11 protein-coding genes and 1 pseudogene are annotated in these 11,039 nt (G+C 69.8%); 6 read left to right on the top strand and 6 right to left on the bottom strand.

Annotated features, from left to right (window positions below; translation table 11 throughout):
* The 6 genes and pseudogenes from AC1DYX_RS21845 to AC1DYX_RS21820 form a co-directional block, all read left to right on the top strand.
* Positions 1-507 (top strand): annotated as a pseudogene (locus AC1DYX_RS21845) (hypothetical protein); the annotation flags it as partial.
* Positions 504-1,115 (top strand): gluconate 2-dehydrogenase subunit 3 family protein, encoded by a 612-nt coding sequence (locus tag AC1DYX_RS21840; RefSeq protein ID WP_477262719.1) that lies wholly within the window; start codon positions 504-506, stop codon positions 1,113-1,115. The pseudogene AC1DYX_RS21845 and the gene AC1DYX_RS21840, both read left to right, overlap by 4 nt.
* A complete protein-coding gene (locus AC1DYX_RS21835) occupies positions 1,112-2,749 on the top strand; it encodes a GMC family oxidoreductase (RefSeq protein WP_477262717.1) in 1,638 nt (545 codons plus the stop codon). The genes AC1DYX_RS21840 and AC1DYX_RS21835 overlap by 4 nt, the downstream gene beginning before the upstream one ends.
* A gap of 11 nt (positions 2,750-2,760) precedes the next feature.
* Positions 2,761-3,918, top strand: a complete 1,158-nt coding sequence (locus AC1DYX_RS21830) for an alpha-hydroxy acid oxidase (RefSeq protein ID WP_477262715.1) — start codon at positions 2,761-2,763, stop codon at positions 3,916-3,918.
* Entirely contained in the window at positions 3,918-4,691 is a 774-nt protein-coding gene (locus AC1DYX_RS21825) for a hypothetical protein (RefSeq protein ID WP_477262713.1), read from the top strand. The genes AC1DYX_RS21830 and AC1DYX_RS21825 overlap by 1 nt, the downstream gene beginning before the upstream one ends.
* 54 nt (positions 4,692-4,745) lie before the next feature.
* Complete coding sequence (locus AC1DYX_RS21820) at positions 4,746-5,537, top strand: YdcF family protein (RefSeq protein ID WP_477262711.1); 792 nt, start codon at positions 4,746-4,748, stop codon at positions 5,535-5,537.
* Positions 5,538-5,542: 5 nt separating this feature from the next.
* On the opposite strand, the gene AC1DYX_RS21815 is transcribed toward AC1DYX_RS21820, so the two are convergent.
* From AC1DYX_RS21815 to AC1DYX_RS21790, 6 genes are all read right to left on the bottom strand, one after another.
* Entirely contained in the window at positions 5,543-6,715 is a 1,173-nt protein-coding gene (locus tag AC1DYX_RS21815; protein WP_477262709.1) for a GGDEF domain-containing protein, read from the bottom strand.
* 15 nt (positions 6,716-6,730) lie between these two features.
* Positions 6,731-7,057, bottom strand: a complete 327-nt coding sequence (locus tag AC1DYX_RS21810) for a cytochrome C oxidase subunit IV family protein (protein WP_477262707.1) — start codon at positions 7,055-7,057, stop codon at positions 6,731-6,733.
* 1 nt (position 7,058) lies between these two features.
* Positions 7,059-7,715, bottom strand: coding sequence for a cytochrome c oxidase subunit 3 (locus tag AC1DYX_RS21805; protein WP_477262705.1), 657 nt, complete (start codon positions 7,713-7,715; stop codon positions 7,059-7,061).
* Positions 7,712-9,313, bottom strand: coding sequence for a cytochrome c oxidase subunit I (gene ctaD, locus AC1DYX_RS21800; protein WP_477262703.1), 1,602 nt, complete (start codon positions 9,311-9,313; stop codon positions 7,712-7,714). Before ctaD ends, AC1DYX_RS21805 begins: the two co-directional genes overlap by 4 nt.
* On the bottom strand, positions 9,294-10,238 hold the full coding sequence (gene coxB, locus AC1DYX_RS21795; protein WP_477262701.1) for a cytochrome c oxidase subunit II: 945 nt from the start codon (positions 10,236-10,238) through the stop codon (positions 9,294-9,296). The genes ctaD and coxB overlap by 20 nt, the downstream gene beginning before the upstream one ends.
* On the bottom strand, positions 10,235-11,039 hold an 805-nt coding region (locus tag AC1DYX_RS21790; protein ID WP_477262699.1), incomplete at its 5' end, for an SCO family protein. The genes AC1DYX_RS21790 and coxB, both read right to left, overlap by 4 nt.

Raw genomic sequence — 11,039 nt, 5'->3', positions numbered from 1 at the left:
CCGGCGGCCCTCACGCTGGCAGGCGTCATCGGCCTGGCTGCCCACCCCGTCGCGCGAGGAGCGGCGACGCTCGCCGGCCTGCCGAGCGGCCGCGCGCTATGCGGGCTGGCCGCGTTCGGGCTGGCCGGCACGAGCGCGGAGGCGGCCCTGCTGCATTTCCGCGGCGCGTTCCAGCATCCGGCCATGTGGGTGCCCGTCACCGTACCGCCCGTGACGGCGCTGTGCCTCGCCGGCGCGGCGCTGCCCGGCCCGGCGCGCCCGCGCCGCACGACGTGGCGCACAACGCGCTTCCTGCTGGACGCCTGCACGTGGCTGGGTGCGCTGGGCATGGTGTTCCACGCACGCGGCATCGCGCGCCAGATGGGCGGCTGGCGCAACTGGAGTCAGAACGTACTGGCCGGCCCGCCGCTGCCGGCGCCGCCCAGCTTCAGCGCGCTGGCGCTGGCCGGCCGCGCCGCGCTGGCATTGCGCGCCGCGCAGGAAGGACCAGGGCGGGAGGCCGCATGAACGACGACCTCCCGCCACCGCGCTTTCCCGGCTACGACGTGCTGGCCAGATGGGACAGCCCGTCGTTCGACGACATCACGCGCAACGTGCTCGCGCAGCGCCTGGAGGCCGTCCCGCCGCGGCGCTGGCTGACGGCGGCGGAATGGGAACTGCTGGACGCGATCAACGCGCGGCTGCTGCCCCAGCCGGAACGTGCGCAACCCATCCCCATCACACCGTGGATCGACGCGATGCTGCACGACGACCGGGGCGAAGGCTTCCGCCATCCGGACATGCCGCCGCTGCGCGACGCCTGGCGCCAGGGCCTGGCCGCCGTCGACGACGAGGCGCGCCGCCTGCACGACAGTCCGTTCGTCGACCTCGATGCCGACGCCCAGGACGCCGTGCTGCAGGTGCTGGCCGGCGGCCGCGCCGCGTCGCCCCGCTGGCAGGGCATCGATGCGCGCCGCTTCTTCATCCACCACCTCCTGAAGACGGCGGCCGGCATCTATTACGCCCATCCCCTCGCATGGAACGAGATCGGCTTCGGCGGCCCCGCCAGCCCGCGCGGCTATGTGCGCCTCGGTTTCGACGGGCGCGACCCGTGGGAGGCGAAGGAGGCGCCATGACCGCAAGCCATGCACCGCGTACGGGCGGCGGCCGCGCCCCCGACGTGTTCGCGCGCGGCGGCTGGGTCGCCATGCGCGAATACGGCGACGACGACAACGTCGATTTCGCCATCGTCGGCGCGGGCGCCGGCGGCGCCACGCTCGCGTGCAAGCTGGCGGAGGCCGGCTTTTCCGTCGTCGTGCTGGAGGCCGGGCCGTTCTGGCGCCCGCTGGAGGATTTCGCATCGGACGAGGAAGCGCAACAACAGCTGTACTGGCTGGACGAACGCATCTCCGGCGGCGCCGATGCGCTGGCCCTCGGCGGCAACAACTCGGGCTGGGGCGTGGGCGGGTCGACGGTCCACTTCAGCATGATCTCGTTGCGCTTCCGGCCCGACTGGTTCCAGGCCAGGAGCCGCCTCGGCTATGGCGTCGACTGGCCCATCACCTACGCCGAACTGGCACCGTATTACGACGAGGCCGAGCGGGCACTGGCCGTGGCCGGGCCCGTGCGCTATCCGTGGGGACCGCCGCGCCGACGCTATCCTTACCGCGAGCACGAGATGAACGCGGCCGGCCTCGTGCTGGCGCGCGGCGCCGAACGCATGGGCATCCCGTGGGCGGCCGTGCCGCTGGCGACCGTGTCCGCGCCGCGCGGCAAGTCGCCGCCGTGCGTCTACCGGGGCTTCTGCAATTTCGGCTGCGCGACGAATGCCAAGCAGAGCGCGCTGATCGTGTGGATCCCGCGCGCACTGGCCGCCGGCGCCGAGGTGCGCGACCTCGCGATGGCGGGCCGCATCGAACTGGGAGATAACGGCCTGGCCACCGGCGTGCACTATCGCCGCAACGACCAGTGGCGCTTCCAGCGCGCGCGCAACGTCGTGGTAGCCGGCTATGCGATCGAGACGCCGCGCCTGCTGTTGAATTCCGCGTGCGGCCGTTTTCCGCACGGCCTCGCGAACGGTTCGGGCCTGGTCGGCACGCACCTGACGACGCATGCCGGCCCCGGCATGTGGGCCCGCTTCGACGAGGAAATCCGCTGGTACAAGGGGCCGCCCAACATGGCGGTGTGCGAGCACTGGAATTACACGGACGCCGGCAAGAATTTTCATGGCGGCTATGCGTTCATGAGCCAGGGTCCGTTGCCCCGTGCCTGGGCCCAGCTGCTCGTCACGGAGCGCCACCTGTGGGGCGCGGCGCTGCGCCGCGAGATGCTGGCCTATAACCACATGGCGGGTTTCGTGGCCGTCGCCGAGACCGAGCCGCACGCGCGCAACCGCGTCGAACTGTCCGATGTGCGCGACCGCCACGGCCTGCCCGTCGCCCACGTCACGTTCGCATACTCCGACAACGACCGCCGCATGCAGGACCATGCGCGCCGCTTCATGGGCGCGATGCTGGAGGCGGCAGGCGCCAGCGACTTGTGGACCAGCGACGACACGAGCCACATCCTCGGCACCTGCCGCATGAGTGCCGGCCGCGAGACGGGCGTCGTCGACGCCGACGGCCGCAGCTGGGACGTGAACAACCTGTGGATCTGCGACGGCTCGCTGTTCCCGACCGCGGGCGGCGTGAATCCGTCGCTGACGATCCAGGCCCTCGCCTGCCGCATGGGCGCGCGCATCCGGACGCTCGCGGCGCGCGGGGAGTTGTAGGAGGATCCGACATGAGCAAGGTGGCCAGCATCTTCGACCTCGAATGCCTCGCCCGGGAACGCCTGCCCGGCGTCGTGTTCGACTACATCCACGGCGGCAGCGAACAGCAGCTGACCGTCCAGCGCAACCTCGACGACATGCGGGCACTCGCGCTGCGCCAGCACAGCCTGCGCGACGTGTCGCACCGCGACACCGGCGTCACGATGGTCGGCGACTCCGCGCGCATTCCGCTTGCCCTCGGCCCGACGGGTCTCGCGGGCCTCACCTGGGCCAACGGCGAGTGCGAGGCGGCGCGCGCGGCGGTGGACTTCGGCGTGCCGTTCTGCCTGTCCACGTGCTCCATCAATTCGATCGAGGACGTGGCCGAGGCGATTCAAAAGCCGTTCTGGTTCCAGCTGTACCTGATGAAGGACCACAAGGTCAACGACAGCCTGATGCGGCGCGCGCACGACGCCGACTGCTCCGTGCTCGTGCTGACGATCGACCTGCACACGCAGGGCAAGCGCTGGGCCGACGAAAAGCATGGCCTCGCCGTGCCGCCGCGGCTGACGCCCGCCAATATCATGCAGATGGTGACGCACCCGCGCTGGCTCGCCAACATGGCGGGCAGCAAGCGCCGCACGTTCGGCAATTTCGAGCACGAGATCGGAGAAGCCGGCTCGATCGGCTCGCTGTCGAAGTGGATCGAGGACCAGTTCGACGCCTCCTTCGACGTCGACACGGCGCGCCGGGTGCGCGACAAATGGCAGCGCAAGCTGGTCCTGAAAGGCGTGATGAACCCGGACGATGCGAGAAACGCGATCGACATCGGCGCGGACGCCATCATCGTCTCGAACCACGGCGGGCGCCAGCTGGACAGCGCGCCCTCGTCGATCTCCGTGCTGCCGGAAATCGTCGACGCCGTGGGTGACCGCATCGAAGTGCTGTTCGACGGCGGCATCCGCACGGGCGGCGACATCGTCAAGGCGATCGGCCTCGGCGCCCACGCCTGCCTCTCCGGGCGCGCATGGCTGTACGGCCTCGCGGCGCGCGGCCGCGAAGGCGTCACGTGCGCCCTCACCCTGCTGGAGCAGGAACTGCAGGACTGCATGCTGCTGACGGGGCTGGACAATTTGCACAAGATCGATCCCGGCGTCGTCACCGCGCAGCCGCCGCTGGGGAGGCGTTGATGCTGCCTTTCATGTTCGCCACCGGCATCGAGAACAGTGCGCCGACGATCGCGAATGGCCGCGTCCGCCGCGACCAGATGGAGGAATGCGGYCACTACCGCCAGTGGCAGACGGACCTCGGTCTCGTCGCGCAGCTGGGCATCCACACGCTGCGCTATGGCGTGCCGCTGCACCGGACGTGGCTCGGCCCGGGTCGCTACGACTGGGAATTCACGGACCAGGCGTTCGGCGAGCTGCGCCCGCTCGGCCCCGTCCAGCGCGAGTTCGTGCTGGACAACGGCATGACGCAGGACGAATGCCGCTTCTTCGAGGACCACGCGCTGCGCGGCCACTGCATCCTCGGCAGCGACTACTATGTGACGAACGAGCACCACGTCGCCCCGGACGGCGCGTCCAGCGACGCCGGCGAGACGCTCGGCTATGCGATGATCGCGCGCGAATACGCCGAGCGCTATGGCCTGCCGATGATGCACACGGAGACGAACCGCGACCAGCGCGAGCACGGCGGCGAGGCCTGCGACTGGCTGCGCCGCCAGTTCGCCGTCGTGCGCAGCCTGATGCGCAGCGGCGTGCAGGTCGTCGGCTTCACGTGGTATTCGTTGACCGACCAGGTCGACTGGCACATCGAATTGCGCGAGGCGTGCGGCGTCGTCAATCCGCGCGGCCTGTTCGACCTGCAGCGCCGGATCCGGCCCGTGGGCGTGGCGTACCGGGACCTGATCGCGGCGTGGGACGGACCGATCGGGACGGTCGGCGCGGGCGCCTCTACTTGACGCGGCGGCCTGGCTGCGGTCTACTCCAGCCGCCTGTATCTCCCGATGCCATCCATGACATTCAAACCGTTGCTCGACCTGATCAACCTCGTCCCACGCGACCTGATCCTGCCTCCCACCAGCCTGTTCATCGTGATCGCCGTCGGCCTGGTACTGTGGCGCCGTCGGCCGCGCGCCGGCCGCATCGTCGCCGGGACCGGGCTCGCACTGCTGGCCGTCCTGTCGACGACGGGCGGCGCGCGGCTCCTCGTCGCGCCGCTGGAGCGGATGACGGTTCCCCTGCAGGCGCCCGAGCGCGCCGGCGCGCAAGCCATCGTCGTGCTCGCGGCGGGACGGGTACGGCGCGCCCCCGAATACGATGGCCGCGACATCCCGGACTATATCGCCCTGGCGCGCCTGCGCTACGGGGCGCACCTGCAGCGCAAGACGGGGCTGCCCATCCTCGTCAGCGGCGGCAGCGGCGCCCCCGACGCGCTGGACCGCGGCTATTCGGAAGCCGACGGCATGGCCGCCGCGCTGCGCGAGGATTTCGGCGTGCCCGTGAAATGGATGGAGAACCGCTCGCGGGACACGGCGGAGAACGCCGCGTTCAGCGCCGCCATCCTGCGCGCGGAAGGCGTCAGGCGCGTCCTCCTCGTGACCGACGCCATGCACATGCCGCGCGCGCGCGCCGTGTTCGAACGCGCCGGTCTCGACGTCGTCAGCGCGCCCACGATGTTCTTCAGTAACCAGCCGCTGTCGATCCACGCGTGGATCCCGAGCGCGGAAGGCATGCGCCGCTCGTGGTATGCCATGTATGAACTGATCGGCATCGCCTGGTACCGGCTGCGCGCCGCGGGCGGCTGAACGTATCAGCCCGCCGCGCCCACGAGCGTGCCGCGCACGGTATTGCGGCCGGCGTGCTTGGCCGCGTACAGCTGGGCGTCGGCCGCGCCGGTCAGCCCTTCGGCCGACGCCGGCAGGTTGTCCGCCAGCACCGGCACGGCAGCGATGCCGAAACTGGCCGTCGCGGACACGGTCGCCCCCGCCGGCGCCCGGCTGGCCATGCCGGCGAACGCGAGGCGGATGCGTTCGGCCAGCGCGCAGGCGCCCGCCAGGTCGGTCTGCGGCAGCACGACGAGGAATTCCTCGCCGCCATAGCGGATCACGCTGTCCACCGTGTCGCGCGTCAGCGTCAGCAGCAAGCCAGCGAAATCCGCCAGCACCTGGTCGCCGGCCGCGTGGCCGTACGTGTCGTTGACGCGCTTGAAATGATCGATGTCGCACAGGATGACCGACAATGGCGTGCCGTAGCGGCGCGTGCGTTCCAGTTCGGCGTCCAGCGAGCCCTTTTGCAGGAAGCGGCGGTTGTAGCAGCCGGTCAGCGGGTCGCGGTCGGCCATCTGCTGCAGCAGGAACGATGCGCGGTACTGCTCGCGCTGGGCGACATGGAAGCGCCGCGCCGCCACATAACCGAGCGCATTGCCGAGGACGAGCAACAACACGAGCGTCAGCACGTCGTCCATCTTCAGGTTACCCTGGATCAACAACATGCCCGCGAACACGGCGCTGGAAACGACGCCGATCGCCACCGCATACACGAAGCGGTTCGGGAAATTCACGTACACCGCCATCAGGATCAGCGCCTGCGACATCGCATTCCACGCCAGGACCCCGGGCTGGTACCAGCACACGACCATGAATACGGCCAGCGCCACGCTCAGCAGCGTACAGGCGGCCCCGATCGACACGGAAACCGAACCGGGCCGGCGCGTGACCGCGACCCAGGCGCCCAGCGCGACGACGGCGACGCCGACCCGCAGGCCCATGAGGATCCACGCGACGACCGTGTCGCCCAGGGTGGCGAAGTCGGTCGTCGCGAAGGCGACGTAGAACGCGGCCGCGAACAGCAGGCTCGCCTTCAGCTGGGCATTACGCTCTGGCAGGAAATGCCGGATGAAGCGTTCCTCGCTGTCCCGGTCGGCGAACTCTGCCCGCCTGCGGTCAATGATCAGGCGGGGATTGGATGGCTCTCGGAACAACACGATAAGCCTATATTCTCACCGGCTGCCCAGGCGCGGCGCCACGGTGGCCGGCTGTTGCCAGGGCGCCTTCAGTTCGGTACGGGTCGTGTAATCCGTCAGCGACAATCCGAACAGCAGCGCCAGCGTGACGGCCCCCGTCACGGCGGCGAGCCGCAGCAGTACGGGCGCGCGCTTCAGGCGCATGAACACGATGGCCACGAGCAGAGCCTTGGCCAGGGCGATCGCGAGGCTGATGACGGTGTTCAGCCAGCCCAGGCGCAACAGCGCGCAGCCGGCCGTCGTGGCCAGCAGCGCCAGCAGCGCGAGCCACGTCAGGACGAGGGGGCGGACGGGCTGTTCCATGTCAGCCTCCGGCCCGCGCCGTCAGGTACAGCAACGGATACAGGACGATCCAGACCACGTCGACGAAGTGCCAGTAGAGTCCGGCCAGTTCGACGCTCCCGCCGCCCGGTCCGCGCGGCGGRGGATGGCGCAGCGCCGGCATCAGCCACAGACAGGCGACGATCCCGATGCACAGGTGCAGCGCATGCAGGCCGGTGGCGGCGAAGTACAGCAGGAAGAAGAGTTCCATGCCGTGCACCCTGGCGGGATCGGCCGCGTCGTCCGGCCGGAAGCCCGTGCCGGGGAACAGGCGTTCGGCGAATTCCTGGTGCCATTCATAACCCTTGATGGCGAGGAAGACGATGCCCAGCAGCGCCGTCAGCGCGAGCAGCCGCGCGGCGCGGCGCCGCCCTCCCCCTTGCGCGGCATGCCCGGCCAGCGCCATGCAGAAGCTGCTGGTCAGGAGGACAGCCGTGTTGACGGTCCCCAGGAGCATGTCCGTATGGCGGCTGGCCATACCCGTCGCCACCGGATCGTGCATGCGCAGGTAGAGGTAGCCGAACAGCAGCGGGCCGAAGAACAGCAACTCGCTGGACAGGAACACCCACATCCCGAACGAGCGGGCGTAGTCCTGCTGGGCGTGGCTGCCGAATTGCGGCTCGAGTACCGGGGCGCTCATGGCGCCTCCGGCGTGTAGGCATACGGTGCGCGCACGACGACGGGCGGCGTCGTGAAATTGTGCTCCGGCGGCGGCGAGTCCGTCTGCCATTCGAGACCCGTCGCGCGCCACGGGTTCGCCGGCGCGCGCGGGCCATGGCGCAGCGACCACGCGAGGTAGCCAAGAGGCATGAGGTAGCCGACAGCCAGCGTGACGGCGCCGGCCGAGGACAGCACGTGCAGCAGCTGGAATTCCTCCGGATAGCTGTGGTAGCGGCGCGGCATGCCCGCATAGCCCAGCAGGTATTGCGGGAAGAACGTCAGGTTGAAGCCGGCGAAGATGACGAGTGCCGCGATCTTCCCCCACGTCTCGGAATACATCCGCCCCGTCACCTTGGGCCACCAGAAGTGGACGCCGCCCAGGTAGGCCATCACCGAGCCGCCCACCATGATGTAGTGGAAGTGCGCGACGACGAAATAGGTGTCGGACAGGTGCACGTCGAGCGCGAGCGCGGCAAGGAACAGCCCGGTCAGGCCGCCGATCGTGAACAGGCCCACGAAGCCGAACGCGTACAGCATCGGCGCCGAGAAGCGGATGCTGCCCTTGTACAGCGTGGCCGTCCAGTTGAACACCTTGATCGCGGACGGGATGGCGACGAGGAAGGAGAGCAGCGAGAATACCAACCCTGCATACATCGACTGGCCGCTGACGAACATGTGGTGGCCCCACACGAGGAAGCCGATGACGGCGATGGCGAGGATCGCATAGGCCATGAAGCGGTAGCCGAACACGGGACGGCGCGCGAAGCACGGGATGATCTCGCTGGCCACGCCCATCGCCGGCAGCACCATGACGTACACGGCGGGGTGCGAGTAAAACCAGAACAGGTGCTGGAACAGCAGCGGGTCGCCGCCGAGCGCGGGGTCGAAGATCCCGACCTGGAACAGGCGCTCGATGACGACGAGGACGAGCGTCATCGCCAGCACGGGCGTGGCCAGTACGAGGATCAGCGACGTCGCGTAGTTGGCCCAGACGAACAGCGGCAGGCGGAACCAGCCGAGGCCCGGCGCGCGCAGCGTGTGCACGCTGACGATGAAGTTCAGGCCCGTGAGGATCGAGGAGAACCCGAGCACGAGCACCCCGGCGAGCGCCGCCACGACGTGCGAGTTCGAGAACATCGACGAGAACGGCGTGTAGAACGTCCATCCGGTATCGACGCCGCCGGCCAGCAGTGCCCACAGCACGATCGCCCCGCCCAGCATGTACAAATACCAGCTGGCGAGGTTCAGCCGCGGGAATGCGAGGTCGCGCGCGCCGATCATCAGCGGCAACAGGAAATTCCCGAGGACAGCCGGGATCGACGGGATCAGGAACAGCCACACCATGATGATGCCGTGCGCGGTGAACAGCTTGTTGTACGTGTCGTCGCCGACGAGGTCTCCCTGCGGCGTCGCCAGTTCCAGGCGGATCAGCGCGGCCGCGACGCCGCCGAGGAAGAAGAAGAACGTGATCGACAGCGCGTACAGAACGGCGATGCGCTTGTGGTCGCGCGTCGTCAGCCAGTCGCGCAGGCGGTAGCCGCCGTGCAGGTAGCTGGGTTCATTTTGCGCGCTCGTCATGCCCGTTCTCCCTGATGTATTCGATGATGGCCAGGATGTCYTCCTCGCTGACCTGCCCCGCGAACGAGGGCATGACAGGCGCGTAGCCCGCGACGACGTCCCTGGCCGGCAGCAGGATAGCGTCGCGGATGTACGGCTCGTCCGCCGTCAGCTCGCGCCCGTCCGCCAAATGCACGCGCCGGCCCAGCAGCCCGGTGAGATCGGGCGCATGCACGCTCGAGCCGGGATCGTGGCAGCCGCTGCAGCCATATCGTCTGTATAACTCGTAGCCATGCGCCGCCATGCCCGGCTGGCGCGGCCCCGCCTCCAGCCAGCGCGCGAATGCCGCGGGCTGCATGACGACGATCCGGCCCAGCATCATCGCGTGCTCCGTGCCGCAGTATTCCGCGCAATACAGCCGGTATTCGCCCGTGCGGCTCGGCGTGAAGACGATCGAGGTGTAACGGCCCGGCACGACGTCCTGCTTGACGCGGAAGTCCGGCACGAAGAAGCTGTGGATCACGTCCTGCGACGTCATCACCATGCGCACGGGCCGGCCCAGCGGCACGTGCAGCTGGCCGATCTCGCGCCGGCCATTGCGGTGCTGCGCTTCCCACATCCATTGCCTGGCCACGACGAACACGGGCATCGCATCGGCCGGCGCCCGGTACAGCTTCACGTAATCGATCGCGCCCCATGCAAAAATGCCCAGGAAGAGCAGCAGCGGGATCACGGTCCATGCGATCTCCACGGGCAGGCCCTGYTTCGGCACATGCGTGCGGTCCGCCTTCGACCCGGCGCGGTAGCGTACGGAAAAGCCGACCATCAACACGAACAGCGCGAGCGCGACGGCCCCCGTCAGCAGCAGCAGGCACAGGGCGAGGCTGTCGAGGCGCGTAGCGGACGCCGCGCCGTCGGCCGGCAGCAGGTGGAACGCGGGACTCATGCCCGCCCCCGCCGCCGGCGCCACAACCAGCCGGCGAACAGCAGCGGCAGCGCCAGCACGCCCACGCGAACGAAGGCCAGCGCGGTCCCCGTGTGCCGGCCGGACGTGGGCGCGTAGTGCGCGCACAGCAGCAGCAACTGCTGACCGAACGACGGTGCCACCTGCGCCGTGCCGGGACGCGCCGCCGCGCGCACCGCGTCCCGCAGCGCGGCCGGGTCGAAACGCACGCCGGGAAAAAACCGCGCAATGCGGCCCCGTGCGTCGAGCACGACGAAGCCGGCCGCATGTGCGAGCTCGCCGCTGGCCGCATCCGGCACGGCGCGGTAGCCCAGCGCGGCCTGCAGGCGCGCCAGCGTGGCCATGTCGCCCGTCAGCAGCACGACGTCGGCCGCGCCGCCGGGCAGCAGCGCGGCATAGGCACGCTTGCGCGCCGCGGTCGTGGCGGCGCCATCATGCGGGTCGACCGAGAGGCCGACAAGGCGGTATTCCCCGGACGCGAGACCGCCGAGCGCCAGCGCTTGCAGCACGCCTTCGAACACGGTGCTGCACAAATTCGGGCACGTGTAATAGCCCGGCACCAGCACGAGCGGACGGCCCGGGGCCAAAGAGTCCAGCCGCACGGCGTGGCCCGCGTCGTCGCGCAGCACGGCGTCGGGCGGCAGGCGGGTGCCGGGCACGGGGTCGAAGCGTGCGTCCGGCGGGGATGGCAATGCCAGCGCCTGCGCGCCGGCTGGGCCTTGTGCCAGCAGCAATGCCGCTGCGGCCAGGGCGACGGCCGGTTTCATCGTCCCTCCCGTGGCG

The organism is Massilia sp. P2_C2, assembly GCF_056404615.1.
The sequence above is the reverse complement of the archived record's forward strand: the minus strand, read 5'-3'. Positions and strand labels throughout refer to the sequence as shown.